Below are 15596 nucleotides of genomic sequence, written 5' to 3'. Positions count from 1 at the left end.
CGCCGTACGGTACGTGCTCACAGCCCGGACGTGGCAACTCTGGCACATCTTCGGGGCCCGGTGACGCGAGGGTTCGCGAAGGGGGGTTTCGTCCCTGATCCCGGCAGTGTTCCGGCTTCCGGAGCCTGTCACCCATGAGCGTGGAATGCCGTCCTTCAGGGAACCTTGCGCGCCGTGCGGCCGCGAGCCCCCACGTTCCCAGGGGGGCCCGTCACGCGTGGTCCGCTTGCCCGCGGCTCACACGATCGGGGGCGGAACCTCGATCGGACGTCCGACACGGCGGCGGCGGTGCACCGCGCCCGGATACCGCGAGGGGCTGTGCCCGGCCTCCCCGTGCGGGGAGGCCGGGCACAGCCCCTGCAGGCGGTCGGTCGGGCCCGGCCGCGGTGCTACTGCTTGCCGCCGCCCTTGCCGTCGCCGCCCTTGCCCTGGTCACCGCCGGGGCCGATGGTCTCGAAGATCTCCTTGCACATCGGGCAGACCGGGTACTTCTTCGGGTCGCGCCCGGGGACCCAGACCTTGCCGCAGAGGGCCACGACCGGCGATCCGGAGAGCGCGCTCTCCATGATCTTGTCCTTCTGTACGTAATGGGCGTAGCGCTCGTGGTCGCCGTCGCCGTTCGACACCTGCGGCGTCGGCTCCACGAGGGTGCCGGTCCCTGCCCCGCGCTCGGGCTCAAGAGTGCTCATGGATGCCAAGGGTACTCACGCGCGGCCCGGGCGGGGCTCCGAGCCCCGGGTCCGTCCGGGTTCCCGGCGCCCGGGCGCAGAGCGGCCGGCTCCCGGGAGCCGGCCGTTCGGCAGACGGTCTGCTGGGCGTGTTGTGAAAGTAGCGTCGTCCGCCCCTGGGGCGGGGCTTTCACAACACGCCCTAATTGAGCAGCGGATCGTCCGGATAGGTCGCGACCATGGCGAGTTCGTTGCGCTGACGCCGCAGTACGGCCCTCCACAGCCGGGACGGGTCGGGCGACGAGACGTCCCCGGGTTCCGAGTCGACCACGTACCAGGCGCCCTCGACCAGCTCGCCCTCCAGCTGGCCCGGCCCCCACCCCGCGTACCCGGCGAAGATCCGCAGCGAGCCGAGCTCGGCGGCCAGCAGCTCCGGCGGGGCCTCCAGATCGACCAGGCCGATCGCGCCGTGGACCCGGCGCCAGCCGAGCGGTCCGTCCTCCGGCTGCTCCCCGTTGTCCCCCGGCACCACGGCCACGCCGAGCGCCGAGTCGAGCGACACCGGCCCGCCCTGGAAGACCACTCCCGGCTCACCGGCCAGCCCGGCCCAGGGCTCGAGGATGTCGTGCACCTCGACCGGCGTCGGGCGGTTCAGGACGACGCCGAGCGACCCCTCCTCGTCATGGTCGAGGAGCAGCACCACGGCGCGGTCGAAATTGGGGTCGGCCAGCGCCGGTGTCGCCACCAGCAGCCGCCCTGTGAGGGAGGACACCTCGGTCATGACCCCATGATCCCGCACCGCGGCCGTTCCGGGGGAGTCGGCGCCACGGCCTGCGGAAGAGCACCGCGGGGGCGTACGGCGGCAGCGGCGGCGCACATCCGTGGAGGTTTCCGCACATACACGGAGCGTGCCGAGGTATACGCAATGCGAACAAGTCGCCCCACGGCCTTACAGCCGGGCGGCGAACGGGCCTTAGCATTTGCCTTTGTCCCCTGACCGTCTCCAGGAACGCGAGATCCATGACCGACATCGCCGATGTACTGCTCGTCCATGGTGGCACCCCGCTCGAGGGCGAGATCCGGGTCCGTGGTGCGAAGAACCTCGTGCCCAAGGCCATGGTCGCCGCGCTGCTCGGCAGCGGCCCGAGCCGGTTGCGCAACGTCCCCGACATCCGCGACGTGCGGGTGGTGCGGGGGCTGCTCCAGCTGCACGGAGTCACGGTCCGTCCCGGGGACGAGCCCGGTGAGCTGCTCCTCGACCCGTCCCACGTCGAGAGCGCCAACGTCGCGGACATCGACGCCCACGCCGGGTCGTCGCGCATCCCGATCCTCTTCTGCGGCCCGCTGCTGCACCGCCTCGGCCACGCCTTCATCCCGGGCCTGGGCGGCTGCGACATCGGCGGCCGGCCGATCGACTTCCACTTCGAGGTGCTGCGCCAGTTCGGCGCGACGATCGAGAAGCGGGCCGACGGCCAGTACCTGGAGGCCCCGCACCGGCTGCGCGGCTGCAAGATCCGGCTGCCGTACCCGTCCGTCGGCTCGACCGAGCAGGTGCTGCTGACGGCCGTGCTGGCCGAAGGCGTCACCGAACTGTCGAACGCCGCGGTGGAGCCGGAGATCGAGGACCTCATCTGCGTGCTGCAGAAGATGGGCGCGATCATCTCCATGGACACCGACCGGACCATCCGGATCACCGGTGTCGAGAAACTGGGCGGCTACACGCACCGCGCCATACCGGACCGGCTCGAGGCGGCATCCTGGGCGAGCGCGGCGCTCGCCACCGAGGGCAACATCTATGTCCGCGGCGCGCAGCAGCGGTCGATGATGACGTTCCTCAACACCTTCCGGAAGGTCGGCGGCGCCTTCGAGATCGAGGACGAGGGCATCCGCTTCTGGCACCCGGGCGGCCCGCTGAACGCGATCGCGCTGGAGACGGACGTCCACCCGGGCTTCCAGACCGACTGGCAGCAGCCGCTGGTGGTGGCCCTGACCCAGGCATCCGGCCTGTCGATCGTGCACGAGACGGTCTACGAGTCCCGGCTCGGCTTCACCAGTGCGCTGAACCAGATGGGTGCGCACATCCAGCTCTACCGGGAGTGCCTGGGCGGCTCGGCCTGCCGCTTCGGGCAGCGGAACTTCCTGCACTCCGCGGTCGTGTCCGGACCCACGAGGCTCCAGGGGTCCGATCTGGTGATTCCGGACCTGCGGGGCGGCTTCTCGTACCTGATCGCCGCGCTGGCGGCGCAGGGCACCTCGCGGGTGCACGGCATCGACCTGATCAACCGCGGCTACGAGAACTTCATGGAGAAGCTGAGCGAGCTCGGCGCGAAGGTCGAGCTGCCGAGCGGCTCCGAGGCCTGATCCGTCCCGGGGGCCGCCGGCCCCCGGGGAGACGGCGAAGGGCGGCCACCCGGACCGGGTGGCCGCCCTTCGTCGTGCGGGGTGTTACTTGCCCTTGGCGGCTTCCTTGAGCTTGGAGCCCGCGGAGACCTTCACGCTGTAGCCGGCGGGGATCTGGATCGGGTCGCCGGTCTGGGGGTTACGCGCGGTGCGAGCGGCACGGTGGGTGCGCTCGAAGGTCAGGAAGCCGGGGATGGTGACCTTCTCGTCACCCTTGGCGACGACCTCGCCAACGGTCTCGGCGAAGGCGGCCAGGACGGCGTCCGCGTCCTTGCGGGTCACCTCGGCGCGCTCCGAAAGAGCGGCCACCAGCTCACTGCGGTTCATATGTACTCCCGTGTTTCTACTTGCCAATGAGGCGTGAGATCGAAGCCGATGCTGCCAGGGCCCTCGGACAGTCCCCGGACCCGGGTCTGATGCAGACCCTCGCGCCCGGATAGGCATCCTGCCCCCATGAACGGCGGGAACGCCAATCCGGCACCCTGGAGAGTCACACGAAAAGCGCCACTGACCCGTTGTGGTGACGCCGTGCCTTCTCCCTCAGCAGCGCACCGCAGGGCTCGCTTCAGGGGTGCGGCCTTTTTCTGCCCCGTCACCCTATGGGCCGGACGGGTCACCTGCTTCCGCGACGCGCCGGGGCAGCCGGGCTGTCGTACGCCCGGCGGGGCCGTACGACAGCCGTCCCGAGGGCGCACGGCGCCGCAGGGACCTGGAAGTCCGGACACGCCCCGACGGGCGGGGGCACCGCCTACTGCGGCTTGGCGACCTCGCTGACGGCGTCCGCGACGGCGCCTGCGACCTTGTCGTTGAAGACGCTCGGAATGATGTAGTTCGGGTTGAGCTCGTCCTCGCTGACGACATCGGCGAGGGCAGTCGCGGCGGCGAGCATCATGTCGGTGGTCACACTGTGCGACTGGGCGTCCAGCAGGCCGCGGAAGACGCCGGGGAAGACCAGCACGTTGTTGATCTGGTTGGGGAAGTCGCTGCGGCCGGTGGCGACCACCGCGGCGGTCTGACGGGCGATCGCCGGGTCCACCTCGGGATCGGGGTTGGCCAGGGCGAACACGATGGCCCCGTCCGCCATGGCGGCGACGTCCTCCGCGCCGAGGACGTTGGGGGCCGAGACGCCGATGAAGACGTCGGCGCCGCTCACGGCCTCCCTGAGGGTCCCGGTGATGCCCTCCGGGTTGGTGTTGTGGGCGATCCATCCCAGCGGGGAGTCCGGGTCGGTGCCGACCAGGTCGTGCCGGCCCGCGTGGACGACGCCGTGGATGTCGGCGACGACCGCGTGCTTCACCCCGGCGGCGATGAGCAGCTTGAGGATGGCGGTGCCGGCCGCGCCCGCACCCGACATCACGACCCGCACATCGCCGATGTCCTTGCCGACGACCCGCAGGGCGTTGGTGAGCGCGGCGAGGACGACGATGGCGGTGCCGTGCTGGTCGTCGTGGAAGACCGGGATGTCGAGGGCCTCGCGCAGCCGCGCCTCGATCTCGAAGCAGCGGGGGGCGGAGATGTCCTCGAGGTTGATGCCCGCGAAGCCCGGCGCGATGGCCTTGACGATCTCGACGATCGCGTCGGTGTCCTGCGTGTCGAGGCACAGCGGCCAGGCGTCGATACCGGCGAAACGCTTGAAGAGGGCCGCCTTGCCCTCCATGACGGGCAGGGCGGCCTTCGGGCCGATGTTGCCGAGGCCGAGTACGGCCGAGCCGTCCGTGACGACGGCGACGCTGTTGCGCTTGATGGTCAGCCGGCGGGCGTCCTCGGGGTTCTGCGCGATGGCCATGCACACGCGGGCGACGCCCGGCGTGTACACCATCGAGAGGTCGTCACGGTTGCGGATGGGGTGCTTCGAGGCCATCTCGATCTTGCCGCCGAGGTGCATCAGGAACGTACGGTCGGAGACCTTGCCCAGTGACACGCCCTCGATGCCGCGCAGCTTCTCGACGATCTCGTCGGCGTGCGCGGTGGAGGAGGCGGCGATGGTGACGTCGATCCGCAGCTTCTCGTGGCCGGAGGCCGTGACGTCGAGGCCGGTGACGGTGCCGCCGGACGACTCCACGGCGGTGGTGAGCTGGCTGACCGAGGTCCCGCTGGCGGGAACCTCCAGTCGGACCGTCATCGAGTACGAGACGCTGGGCGCCGTTGCCATGGCCGTGTTCCTCTGCTTTCCGTTTACCTGCGCCGGCCACGGGGTCATCGGAGCCGACCGGTCCGATCGTCCCACCTACCAGTGGGTAGAAGTTAACCGCTGAGGGGATTCGGTCCATCGCATCGGTCACACAGGACGGCTCTGCCGCACGACGACGGGCGCCCCACCCGTTCGAGTGGGGCGCCCGTCGGACGTTCAGCGACACCGACCCGCCATGCTCGCCTCGCGGCAAGTGGTCGCTCGTAGCGACGATGGTTGGGCCCGGGGGCTTGGATCGGGCCGGTGCCACAGCCAGGCTAACAAACCGTCCCCGCAGGGGATCAAGCCCCGGCGACCGGTTCCCGCGGACGGCGGGCGGGATCTGCGCCGTCCGGTGGGAGTTCCGTCCCGTCCGGCGCAGTGTCCGGCCGGGAGGAGCGCGGCCCCTCAGTCGCGGAGCAGGTCCGGGACCCCGTCCGCGTCCGCGGCGTCCCGCTCGCCGGAGAGCACCGTCAGACGCTGGGTGGCGCGGGTCAGCGCGACGTACAGCACCCGCAGGCCGGCCGGGGACTCGTCCGCGATCTCGGCCGGCGAGACCACGACCGTCGCGTCGTACTCCAGGCCCTTCGCCTCCAGGCTGCCCAGCGCCACGACCCGGTCGCCGAGCCCGGCCAGCCACTGGCGCGCCCCGCCGCGGCGGTCCATGGCCACCACGACGCCGACCGTGCCGTCCACCTCACCGAGCAGCCGCTCGGCCTCCGCGCGGACGGACGCGCCGAGGTCGTCGCCCGCCTGCGCGAACCGGGGCAGGAGGCCGGTCGAGCGCACGGCGGAGGGCGGCTCCATACCGGGCATGGCGACGGCCAGGACCTGGGCGGCGACCTCCGCGATCTCGGCCGGGTTGCGGTAGTTGACGGTCAGCGTGAACGCGCGCCGCGGACGGGTGCCGAGGGCCTCGTCCCGGGCGGCCCCCGCGTCGTCCGGGTCCGGCCAGGAGCTCTGCGCAGGGTCGCCGACGACCGTCCAGGTGGCGTGCCGGCCGCGGCGGCCGACCAGCCGCCACTGCATGGGGGTCAGATCCTGCGCCTCGTCGACGATGACGTGGGCGTAGTCGGTGCGTTCCTCCTCCAGCCGTTCCGTGCGGCTGCGGCGGGACGCGCTCCGGTCCGCGAAGGTGGTGACCTCGTCGAGCCCGGTGAGCTGGTCCAGCGGTTCGGCCTCGCGCCTGCGCGGGCGGGCCGGGACTCCGAGAAGGCCCTGGAGTTCGTCGAGGAGCGCCACGTCGTGCACGGACAGCGGCCCCCGCCCGTCCGGACCCAGGCGCTGCAGCGAGCGGGCCAGCAGCCGGGCCTCGCGCGGCTGGAGGACGCGGCGCGACCAGCGGGCCAGCAGCCGCTGGTCGGCCATGGCGGCGAGCACGCCCCGGGGGGTGAGTTCCGGCCACCAGGCGTCGAGGAACGCGGTGAAGTACGGCTCGGTGGAGATGTCCTCGTCGAAGGCCTGTCGGGCCTCGGCCGCCAGCTCGGGGTCCGGGTGGCGGCGACCCGCACCGGACTTCGTCCACAGGGAGTCGAGGATCAGCCGCCGGGCCCGGGGGCGCATCAGGTTGACCGGGGCGGTGCCGCCGAGCACGGCCTGCCGGATGCGGTCGAGTTCGCCCGCGTCCAGCTCGATGCGCGAGCCGAAGGCGACCGCGCGCAGCGCCGTGGGGGGTGCCGCCGCCTCGGCGGGGGCGTCGTCGAACGGCAGTTGCCCGTCGGCCGCGGGGGCGGCGGAACCCGGCCGCGACGCGGTCAGCGCGCCCCGGGCGGCCTTGCGCAGGACCTTGACCATGCGGGAGGAGCCCTTGATGCGGGCGACGTCCGGGCTGTCGTACGTCGTCGCCTCAGCGCCCTCGACCAGCGAGCCAACGGCGCGGATCGCGACCTGGCCCTCCTCGCCGAGGGAGGGCAGGACACCCTCGGTGTAGGCGACGAGCAGCGGCGTGGGGCTGACCACGAGGATGCCGCCCGCGTAGCGTCTGCGGTCCTGGTAGAGCAGGTAGGCGGCGCGGTGCAGAGCGACGGCGGTCTTGCCGGTCCCCGGCCCGCCGCCGACCTCGGTGACGGACGCGGCGGGCGCCCGGATCACCAGGTCCTGTTCGGCCTGGATCGACGAGACGATGTCGCGCATGGCGTGGCTGCGGGCCCGGCCGAGCGCGGCCATCAGGGCGCCGTCGCCGACGACGGGCAGCTCGGCGCCGTTCAGGGTGGCGGTCAACTCGGGCCGCATCAGGTCGTCCTCGACGCCGAGGACCCGGCGGCCCTTGCTGCGGATGACCCGGCGGCGCACCACCCGTCCGGGGTCCTTCGGGGTCGAGCGGTAGAACGGCGCGGCGGCGGGGGCGCGCCAGTCGATGACCAGGGGGGCGTAGTCGGCGTCCAGCACGCCGAGCCGTCCGATGTGGAGGGTCTCGGCGATCCGGGCGGTCCTGCCGCCGTCGCCGTCCGGCAGGACCGCGTCGTCGGCGGGCTCCACGGAGGTGAAGGCGCCGTCGGGGCCGCGTACGCCGTCCTTGCCGAGGAGCAGGTCGATCCGGCCGAACAGGAAGTCCTCGAACTCGCTGTTGAGGCGGTTGAGGTGGAGGCCGGCGCGGAAGACCTGGGCGTCGCGTTCGGCGAGCGCTCCGGGCGTGCCGACCTGGGCGCGGCGGGACGCGTCGTCCATCAGGAACTCGGCCTCGTGGATCTTCTCCTCGAGGCGGCGGTACACCTGGTCCAGATGATCCTGTTCGACACCGACCTCGCGGTCCCGTACCGAATCGACAGCGGCATCCTGCACGGCCACTGAGGCCCCCTTCTCACGTACTGGGCAGCCGTCAACCGTACGCGAACAGGGGTGTTCCGCGCACCTGCGACCGGCCGCGAGGCGGCGAGCGCACCCGGTTTCGCCCGGTGCCCGTCCTTTCTCGAGCCGATCACATCGCCGCTGATCGGAGCAGCGAGGGTCCCGTCACGGACTCAGGCGCCGTACTCCGTGTCGACCGCCGGTTCCACGTCGAGGCGGTAGCCGCGCTTGACGACGGTGCGGATCAGTTTCGGCTCGCCCAGCGCCGCCCGCAGCCGGGCCACGGCCGACTCCACCGCGTGCTCGTCGGTGCCCGCCCCGGGGAGCGCCCGCAGCAGCTCGGCACGGCTCACCACCCAGCCCGGACGGCGCGCCAGCAGGCGCAAGAGCGCCATACCGGCCGGGGGCACGGGACGCGGCTCGCCGTCCAGCAGCACCGCGTGCCCGCGGATCTCGAGCCGGTGATCCGCGACGGACAACGCCGGAGCCCTGCCCGGGAGCTGTTCGCACAGCAGCTGGACGAGCGGGCCGAGCCGGAAGCGTTCGGGCCGGGAGGTGGGGATGCCGTGGGCCTGGAGGGGGGCGGCGGTGACGGGTCCGACGCAGGCGCTGAGCACGTCGCGACGGAGCGCCTCGAGGACGCCGTCCAGCATGCCGCGCTCCCGGGCCCGGTCCAGGAAGGACGCGGCGGCGGGGGCGCTGGTGAAGGTCACGGCATCGACGCCGTGTCCGGCCGTGGAGTCCAGGAGCCGGTCGACGGGCCCGATGTCCTCGGGCGGAAGCCAGCGGTAGACCGGCACCCCGACGACCTCCGCACCGGCGTCGGTGAGCGCCTCGACGAAACCCGGGACCGGCTCGCCGTGCAGCTGGAGGGCGACGCGGCAGCCGTCCACCCCGTCCGCCAGCAGGCGGTCGAGGACCTCGGCCATCGACTCGGACGCCGGCGACCACTCCTCGGTCAGCCCGGCCGCCCGGATCGCGCCGCGCACCTTCGGGCCGCGGGCGAGGATCCGGGTCCGGCGGAGCCGGTCGCGGACGCTCTCGCCCAGCCCCCATCCGTCCGCCGCCTCGACCCAGCCGCGAAAGCCGATGGCGGTCGTGGCGACCACCACGTCGGGCGGCCGGCCGATCAGGTCACGGGTGGCGGCGAGCAGGTCGCCGTCGTCCGGGAGCGGCACGATGCGCAGCGCGGGAGCATGGACGACCGCCGCGCCGCGTCGCTCCAGCAGGGCGCCCAGTTCGTCGGCCCGGCGGGCAGCGGTGACGCCGACCGTGAAACCGGCCAGCGGCGTGGCTCCCGGGGCCGGCCGCCGTCCCGCTGAGGGTTCGGGTCCGGTGGTGTGGTGCTGGTGCATGGCTCTCGATCCGCTCGCTGTCCCGTACGCGTGCGCCCGGCGCGGGCCGTCCCGCCCGTGTCACCGGGGACCTCGATCCTGCCCGCAGGCGATGACGGGCACGGTTCCCCGGTGTGTCACCACTGTTACGCACGGGCCCACCGGCCGTGGGGCCACCGTACGGGCCGCCGGTTCCGCGGACCGCATCGCGCAGGGCGACGCCGCGTTGCCCGGGAAGGGCCGTGCCCGTTGCCCCTGATCCCGCGGGAGTGGCGAAGCGCGCGACGACGAGCGCGGACCTCGGCGTGCCACGAGGCTGAGCGTCACCCGGTCGCGGCGGACGCTCCTCGCAGGGCGGTCGCGGCACCGCGCGTGATGGGCTCGCCGTGCCCGAACACCGCCGTTTCGACGTCGAGTTCGGCCAGGCGGTGCAGTGACTCCACGGCCCGGGCCCGGTCGGTGTTGAAGACGCCCAGCATGGTCCGGCCCACGTTGGCCACCGCGTCCCCGGTGAACAGAACGCTCGGTCCGGGCAGGTGGAGGGCGATCGACCCGTCTGTGTGCCCGGGCACCGCCACCACCACCGCCCCGCCGCCGAACGCCAGGACGTCGCCGTCCTCGACCTCGTGGTCGACGCGGCACGGAGGGGCCGGCGGCAGAGGTGGAAGCGCCTGTCTGATCGGTACCTCGAACGGCTCCAGCACGGGTGGCGCCCCGACCGCCTCCCCCCGGATGACCGGAGCCTCCCGCCGGTGCGCGACCACCGCTGCTCCGTGCCGGCCGGCCAGCTCGGCTGCCGCGCCGGTGTGGTCCTCGTGCCAGTGCGTCAGGACGATCCGCCGCAGGCGACCGTCCAGAGCTCCGTCGACCTCGGCCGCACAGTCGGCCGTCCCGGTGTCCACGAGGGTCAGTTCGTCGCCGTCCTGCCACAGGTAGGCCGCCCCCACGGGGAAGCGAAGCATCCGTAAGCCCGGTCGCAACCCGATGATTTCCATACGGTGCAGCCTGCACGGCCGCCCCCGTCGGCGTGCGGCCGTTCGCCCAGGGCTCAGCGGGGACAGCCGCCGGCAGCCGGTGCTTCCTCACGAGGTGCCCGGCTCCATGACGACCGCGGCGGCCGCGGTGGGCAGGAGCAGCATCAGCGCGCTGACGACCGTCCAGTTGCGACCGCCGAACCGGGCCACCGCGACGGTGTACGGGATCCGCAGCACCGCACCGACCAGGGTCGCCGTCGCGACCAGGAAGAACTTGCCGGCCGGGTCGATCCCGTACTCGGGCCCCGTGAACAGGACCATGACCGACCACAGGGACCACACCGAGAAGCCGATGTGCTCGGACAGGGCCGAGCAGATCAGGTTGCGGCGTGCGACGCGCTCACCCGTCTCCCGCCAGAAGACCGGGTCCTCCGGATCCCACCGTTCGATCCGGTGTCGCCCGGCCCGTCCGGCCGGTGGTGTCGTCGTGGCGTTCATCGCGCCTCCGGAGTACGGGGCCGGTACGGCCCGCTGTTCCGACGACGCTAGGCAGGCTGTGTTTCGCTCCCGTGGCAGCGGATGAAGGGCGAGCAACCTTGCCCTCACCCGGGTGCGGGGCCGCACGGTGAGCGGTGCCGATCGTCGGGCGGTGGGGGCCGCCCGTCAGTACCGGCGGCCGGAACTGTCGGTCGCGGCGGCGGCGAAGGGCTCCTCGTCGGCTTCCGGCAGCCAGGAGCCGTCCGGCCGCGCGAGCCAACGGCCCGTCGTGCCCAGGGCACGCGACGCCTCCCGGAGGGCGTCGAGGCCCGGGTGCCGCAAGCCGGCGCGCCACACCATGGAGACGGGCGACAGCGGCACCGGGTCCGTCAGCGGGCGCAGCACCATGCCGGGGACGTCCGCGAACTCCGTGCTGGCGAGGACCGACCAGCCCTTCCTGCGGACGAGGCGCACGAACTCCGCCTCGCCCTCGATCTCCGGGAAGGGCGCGGCCGGTTCGATGCCGCGGCCGGCGAACAGGTGCCGGGCGAGGTCCGTCCACTCGGCGGTGGCGGGGTTGCCGGCGCCCGCGTAGAGGGTCTCGCCGGCGAGCGCGTCCAGCGGGATCTCGGCCCGGGCGGCCAGCGGGTGGTCCGCGGGCAGCAGTACGGCCATCGGTTCCAGGCGGACCGGCACCGCCGTCAGGAGGGGGCGGACCGCAGCGTCCAGTCCGGCGGCCCGTCCGAAGGAGACGTCCAGCCGGCCGTCCAGGATCCCGGCCGCCGCGCCGGTCAGACCACTGTGGAAGCGGGCGACGAACTCCAGGTCCGGCCGCGCCTCCCGGGCCGCCTCCAGCACCCGGTGCGCGGTGCCGAACGGCACGCTCACGTCCACCAGCAGTGGTCGCGCCCCCGGGCGTGCGCACGCCTCGGCGAAGTCGTCGTGGGCGGCCAGCACCCGCCGCGCGTACGGCAGGAGGCGCTCGCCCTCGGCGGTGAGACGCACCTGCCGGGTGGTGCGGACGAACAGCTCGACGCCCGACTCCCGTTCCAGCCGGCGCACATCGCGGCTGAGTGCCTGCTGGGCGACGTACAGCCGCGCTGCGGCGCGGGTGAAGTGCAGTTCGTCGGCGACCGCGGTGAAGTACCGCAGCAGGCGTGGTTCGAAGTCCCTGGGCACGGGCCCTATTTGACAACACCGGGCGGTCAATCAGCAGGGGAACAGGTGTTGGACGCCGGAGGGGCGCCACCGTGAGCCTGGGGCGGTGAACCGAAACCCTGCCGTCCGTAAGGCCGTTGACATCGCGCTGCTCCGCCGTCGGGTCTCGGCTGCCCGGACGAGTCGGCGTCGCGGGCCGCTCGCTCCCTACCGCCGGATCCTCGCTGTACCGGGCGCCCTCGCCTTCACCCTCGCCGGGCTGGCGGCCCGGCTGCCGCTGTCGATGCTCGGGGTCGCCACGGTCGCCATGATCGCCGCTGTGCGGGACTCGTACGCGCTGGCGGGCGCGGTGTCGGCGACCGGTGTCGTGGTGACGGCGGCCACCGCGCCATTGCTCGGGCGTCTGGTGGACCGGTACGGGCAGGCGCGGGTGGCGCTGCCGGGCGCGGCCGTGTTCGCCTGCGGCGCCGTCGCGATGCTGCTGTGCGTTCGCCTGGGAGCGCCGGACTGGGCTCTGTTCGTGTGCTGCGCCGGCGAGTGCGGCATCCCGAGCATCGGGGCCATGACCCGGGCCCGTTGGACGGAGCTGTTCCGGGACGATCCGGCAGCCGCTCACACCGCGAACTCGCTGGAGCAGGTGCTCGACGAGTGCTGCTTCATGGTCGGGCCGGTGCTGGCCCTGGTGCTGTGCACGGCTGCCTTCCCGGAGGCGGGGCTGCTGTGCGCGGCGCTCCTGCTGACCCTCGGAACCCTGTTGTTCACGGCGCAGCGCCGGACCGAGCCGCCGGCCCGTCCGGCGGCGCCGGGTTCCCCGGGCGCCGCCCTGCGGATGCCGGGCCTGGGAGTGGTGACCGCCGTGTTCCTGGCGACCGGGGCGCTGTTCGGCTCGATGGAGGTGTCCACGGTCGCCGTACTCGACGTGCTCGGCGGAGGCCCGGCAAAGGGCGGCGTGCTGGCCCTCCAGGCGGCAGGGTCGTGCCTCGCGGGAGTGGTCTTCGGCGGCTTGACGCTTCGCGGCCCGCTGGTCGGGCGGTTCACGGCCGGGGTCGCCGGGATGGCAGCCGGGGTGCTTCCTCTGACGGCCGCCGACGGGCTCGGCGTCCTCGCGGCGCTCCTTTTCCTCGCCGGCACCGCGACGGCGCCGACCATGATCTCCGGGATGACGCTGGTGCAGCGCCTGGTTCCGCCGGGTCGCCTGACCGAGGGCATGAGCACCGCGTACACCGGCCTGCTGATCGGGATATCGGCGGGCGCGGCCGCCGCCGGGCGGATCGTCGAGGGCTTCGGGGCGGCCCGCGGCTACGCCGTGCCGGCGACGGCGGGGGCGCTGGCTCTCGTCGTCGCGCTGGCGGGCTCCGGCCGGCTGCGCGCCGCGCTGCGGCCGGAGTGCGGGTGAGAGGGCGGGGGGTCCGCGCACAGCGCCGTCCGTCGGAAGACGGGGCTCCGGTCGCCCGGGCAGGTGCCGGTGCCGGGCGGCCGGAGCCAGGAAGGACGAGCGGGACGGGACCTAACCGAGGCCCCAGGTCCGGCCCATCCGGTGGGCGGCGCACAGGTCGACGTCGAGCAGGTACGCCCCGGCCGTGCCGCACTGGGTGGCTCCGGTCCCCGGATCGACCGGCTGGCCGTGGCCCATGCCGGTGATGCTGTACGTCTCGACGACCGCCGCCCCGCCGGCGTTCCGGTACACCTTGTGCGGGTAGCCCGCGACGGTGTCGCTGGTGTCGGCGGTTTGGTCGGTGCCGTGGACGTCGGTCCACTGCTCGACGATGTCGTCCATGTTGACGGGCTTGACGGTGTAGTCCGCGGTGCCCTGGAAGACCGAGACCTTCGGCCACGGTCCGGTGTGGGAGCTCGCGGCGCGCACCCGGTCGCCCCACTGCTGCGGGGTCTGCGTGGCCCCGACGTACATGCACACGTACGGCGATCCCGCCGCCTGCGCGCAGCCGTACGGGAGACCTGCGACCACGCCGCCCGCGGCGAACTTCTCCGGATACGTGGCGAGCATGACGGTGGTCATGCCACCGCCCGCCGAGAGTCCGGTGACGTACACCCGCGAGGCGTCGCCGCCGACGTCGGCGATCTGCTTGTCGACCATCTGGGCGACGGAGGCGGCCTCGCCCTGGCCGCGTTCCGTGTCACCGGCCTGGAACCAGTTGAAGCAGTTGCTCGCGTTGTTGGCGGAGGTCTGCTCGGGCAGGACGACGGAGAAGCCCCAGCGGTCCGCGAGCTCGGTCCAGCCGGCGCCGGTGCCGTAGCCCTGGGCGTTCTGGGTGCAGCCGTGCATGGCCACCACGACCGGACGGCCCTGCGGCAGGCCGGTCGGGACGTAGCGGTACATCTTCAGCGCGCCCGGGTTGGTGCCGAAGCCGGTGACCTGCTCGATGGTCCCGGCCGCGGAGGCGGGAGTGGCGACGGCCGGGAGCAGTAATGCGGCGATCGCGGTGAGGAGGGTGACGAGCAGCGCCGTGGAGCGGCCTGTCCGGTGTGATGCATCTCTCATGGAGGTCATGTCCGAGGACGGTAGAAGCGGCCCCCGCAACCCGGATATGGGGCGTGCCCCCACAACGGCGAAGGCCCCGCTGTGTGAGCGGGGCCTTCGCCGACATGGGACGAGTGGAGATGGCGGGAATCGAACCCGCGTCCAACGGTGCGGAAACAGGGCTTCTCCGTGTGCAGTCCGCTGCGCTTTTCTCGGCCCCGGAGATCACGCGGACAAGTCTCCGACGGGCTCAGTCACTGTTTGATTTCCTTCTCGACCCCGTGACCGGGTCTAGAAGTTTAGTCCCCTAGCTGATGCCAGGATCCGGGTCGGGAACAGCCCCGGGCTGACACTTCGCGTGGTCGCTACTCAGGCAGCGAGGGCGAAGGAATCGCGCTTGGTGTTGGCGATTATTGGTTGCGACATATGGTTTACGAGATCATTGCCGCTTCCTCGACACGCTTCCCCTGCTTCGACAGCCGCTGTCGAAACCGATCATCCCCATGTTGATTTTTCAAATCACCGGGCGGACCCGGTGGCTCTGCGGTCATCGTACGGGAACAACGCGTACCGATGCCAGATCATTCCCGCCGGCCAGGTGGATGCCGGAGGTCACGCCCTCAGGCCCGCTGCCTGCGGCGGGCCGCCGACACGGCGCGGTCCGTCTCACGGCGGTCCTGCTTCTCCCGGAGCGTCTGCCGCTTGTCGTACTCCTTCTTGCCCTTGGCGACGGCGATCTCGACCTTCGCCCGGCCGTCCTTGAAGTACAGGCTCAGCGGCACGATGGTGTAGCCGGTCTCCTGCGTCTTGCGGTCGATCTTCTCGATCTCCTCGCGGTGCAGCAGCAGCTTGCGCCGGCGCCGGGCCGAGTGGTTCGTCCAGGTCCCCTGGCTGTACTCGGGGATGTGGACGTTGTGGAGCCACGCCTCGCCGCCGTCCAGCTGGGCGAAGCCGTCCACGAGGGACGCCCGGCCCTGGCGCAGCGACTTGACCTCGGTGCCGGTCAGCACGAGACCGCACTCGTAGGTGTCGATGATGGTGTAGTCGTGCCGCGCCTTCTTGTTCTGCGCGATCAGCTTGCGACCCGTCTCTTTAGCCATAGCGTGGCCATTCTCGCACTACACCCCCGGTGCGGGGCCACCGAATACC

The 15596-nt window shown here is 72.6% G+C and carries 12 protein-coding genes, 1 other RNA gene and 1 pseudogene; 2 read left to right on the top strand and 12 right to left on the bottom strand.

Going from position 1 to position 15596, the window contains the following annotated elements; genetic code table 11:
• Nucleotides 1-389 precede the first annotated feature (389 nt).
• Together M1E25_RS00205 and M1E25_RS00200 are read right to left on the bottom strand one after the other, a co-directional pair.
• On the bottom strand, nucleotides 390-689 hold the full coding sequence (locus tag M1E25_RS00205; RefSeq protein WP_251407470.1) for a DUF3039 domain-containing protein: 300 nt from the start codon (nucleotides 687-689) through the stop codon (nucleotides 390-392).
• A gap of 181 nt (nucleotides 690-870) precedes the next feature.
• Complete coding sequence (locus M1E25_RS00200; protein WP_251407468.1) at nucleotides 871-1449, bottom strand: YqgE/AlgH family protein; 579 nt, start codon at nucleotides 1447-1449, stop codon at nucleotides 871-873.
• Nucleotides 1450-1688: 239 nt separating this feature from the next.
• Here M1E25_RS00200 and murA point away from each other — a divergent pair, with 239 nt between their 5' ends.
• Complete coding sequence (murA, locus tag M1E25_RS00195; RefSeq protein WP_251407466.1) at nucleotides 1689-3029, top strand: UDP-N-acetylglucosamine 1-carboxyvinyltransferase; 1341 nt, start codon at nucleotides 1689-1691, stop codon at nucleotides 3027-3029.
• 84 nt (nucleotides 3030-3113) lie between these two features.
• Here the strand turns inward: murA and M1E25_RS00190 are convergent, their stop codons facing one another.
• From M1E25_RS00190 to M1E25_RS00160, 7 genes and pseudogenes are all read right to left on the bottom strand, one after another.
• Nucleotides 3114-3395: an HU family DNA-binding protein gene (locus M1E25_RS00190; RefSeq protein WP_251407464.1), complete on the bottom strand. Its 282-nt coding sequence runs from the start codon at nucleotides 3393-3395 to the stop codon at nucleotides 3114-3116.
• Nucleotides 3396-3816: 421 nt separating this feature from the next.
• Complete coding sequence (locus M1E25_RS00185; RefSeq protein WP_251407462.1) at nucleotides 3817-5220, bottom strand: NAD-dependent malic enzyme; 1404 nt, start codon at nucleotides 5218-5220, stop codon at nucleotides 3817-3819.
• A 426-nt stretch (nucleotides 5221-5646) separates the two neighbouring features.
• A complete protein-coding gene (locus M1E25_RS00180) occupies nucleotides 5647-8025 on the bottom strand; it encodes a HelD family protein (RefSeq protein WP_251407460.1) in 2379 nt (792 codons plus the stop codon).
• A 173-nt stretch (nucleotides 8026-8198) separates the two neighbouring features.
• Nucleotides 8199-9380 carry a uroporphyrinogen-III synthase gene (locus tag M1E25_RS00175; RefSeq protein WP_251407458.1) on the bottom strand — a complete coding sequence of 394 codons (1182 nt, stop codon included), beginning with the start codon at nucleotides 9378-9380 and terminating at the stop codon, nucleotides 8199-8201.
• Between the two features lie 302 nt (nucleotides 9381-9682).
• Nucleotides 9683-10354, bottom strand: coding sequence for an MBL fold metallo-hydrolase (locus M1E25_RS00170; RefSeq protein ID WP_251407456.1), 672 nt, complete (start codon nucleotides 10352-10354; stop codon nucleotides 9683-9685).
• A 90-nt stretch (nucleotides 10355-10444) separates the two neighbouring features.
• Nucleotides 10445-10831: pseudogene (locus M1E25_RS00165) on the bottom strand (MFS transporter); the annotation flags it as partial.
• 165 nt (nucleotides 10832-10996) lie between these two features.
• On the bottom strand, nucleotides 10997-11989 hold the full coding sequence (locus tag M1E25_RS00160) for a LysR family transcriptional regulator (protein ID WP_251407454.1): 993 nt from the start codon (nucleotides 11987-11989) through the stop codon (nucleotides 10997-10999).
• Between the two features lie 85 nt (nucleotides 11990-12074).
• On the opposite strand from M1E25_RS00160, the gene M1E25_RS00155 reads away from it, so the two are divergent.
• The gene (locus tag M1E25_RS00155; RefSeq protein ID WP_251407452.1) at nucleotides 12075-13364 is read left to right on the top strand and encodes an MFS transporter; all 1290 of its coding nucleotides are present in this window, start codon (nucleotides 12075-12077) and stop codon (nucleotides 13362-13364) included.
• A gap of 111 nt (nucleotides 13365-13475) precedes the next feature.
• Here M1E25_RS00155 and M1E25_RS00150 read toward each other — a convergent pair whose 3' ends face one another.
• The 3 genes from M1E25_RS00150 to smpB form a co-directional block, all read right to left on the bottom strand.
• Nucleotides 13476-14477 carry an extracellular catalytic domain type 1 short-chain-length polyhydroxyalkanoate depolymerase gene (locus M1E25_RS00150; protein ID WP_251407450.1) on the bottom strand — a complete coding sequence of 334 codons (1002 nt, stop codon included), beginning with the start codon at nucleotides 14475-14477 and terminating at the stop codon, nucleotides 13476-13478.
• A gap of 102 nt (nucleotides 14478-14579) precedes the next feature.
• Nucleotides 14580-14950, bottom strand: a transfer-messenger RNA (tmRNA) gene (gene ssrA, locus M1E25_RS00145).
• A 117-nt stretch (nucleotides 14951-15067) separates the two neighbouring features.
• Nucleotides 15068-15547, bottom strand: coding sequence for an SsrA-binding protein SmpB (smpB, locus tag M1E25_RS00140; protein WP_251407448.1), 480 nt, complete (start codon nucleotides 15545-15547; stop codon nucleotides 15068-15070).
• Nucleotides 15548-15596 lie beyond the last annotated feature (49 nt).

This window comes from Streptomyces meridianus (assembly GCF_023703325.1).
GTDB lineage: Bacteria > Actinomycetota > Actinomycetes > Streptomycetales > Streptomycetaceae > Streptomyces > Streptomyces meridianus.
Note: the sequence above shows the minus strand (reverse complement) of the source record. Positions and strands in the feature narration are given on the sequence as shown.

Coding starts and splice junctions, on each gene's coding strand:
- M1E25_RS00175 (WP_251407458.1), bottom strand. CDS start 9,380: ATGCACCAGCACCACACCACCGGACCCGAACCCTCAGCGGGACGGCGG.
- M1E25_RS00185 (WP_251407462.1), bottom strand. CDS start 5,220: ATGGCAACGGCGCCCAGCGTCTCGTACTCGATGACGGTCCGACTGGAG.
- murA (WP_251407466.1), top strand. CDS start 1,689: ATGACCGACATCGCCGATGTACTGCTCGTCCATGGTGGCACCCCGCTC.
- M1E25_RS00190 (WP_251407464.1), bottom strand. CDS start 3,395: ATGAACCGCAGTGAGCTGGTGGCCGCTCTTTCGGAGCGCGCCGAGGTG.
- M1E25_RS00170 (WP_251407456.1), bottom strand. CDS start 10,354: ATGGAAATCATCGGGTTGCGACCGGGCTTACGGATGCTTCGCTTCCCC.
- M1E25_RS00200 (WP_251407468.1), bottom strand. CDS start 1,449: ATGACCGAGGTGTCCTCCCTCACAGGGCGGCTGCTGGTGGCGACACCG.
- M1E25_RS00205 (WP_251407470.1), bottom strand. CDS start 689: ATGAGCACTCTTGAGCCCGAGCGCGGGGCAGGGACCGGCACCCTCGTG.
- M1E25_RS00150 (WP_251407450.1), bottom strand. CDS start 14,477: ATGACCTCCATGAGAGATGCATCACACCGGACAGGCCGCTCCACGGCG.
- smpB (WP_251407448.1), bottom strand. CDS start 15,547: ATGGCTAAAGAGACGGGTCGCAAGCTGATCGCGCAGAACAAGAAGGCG.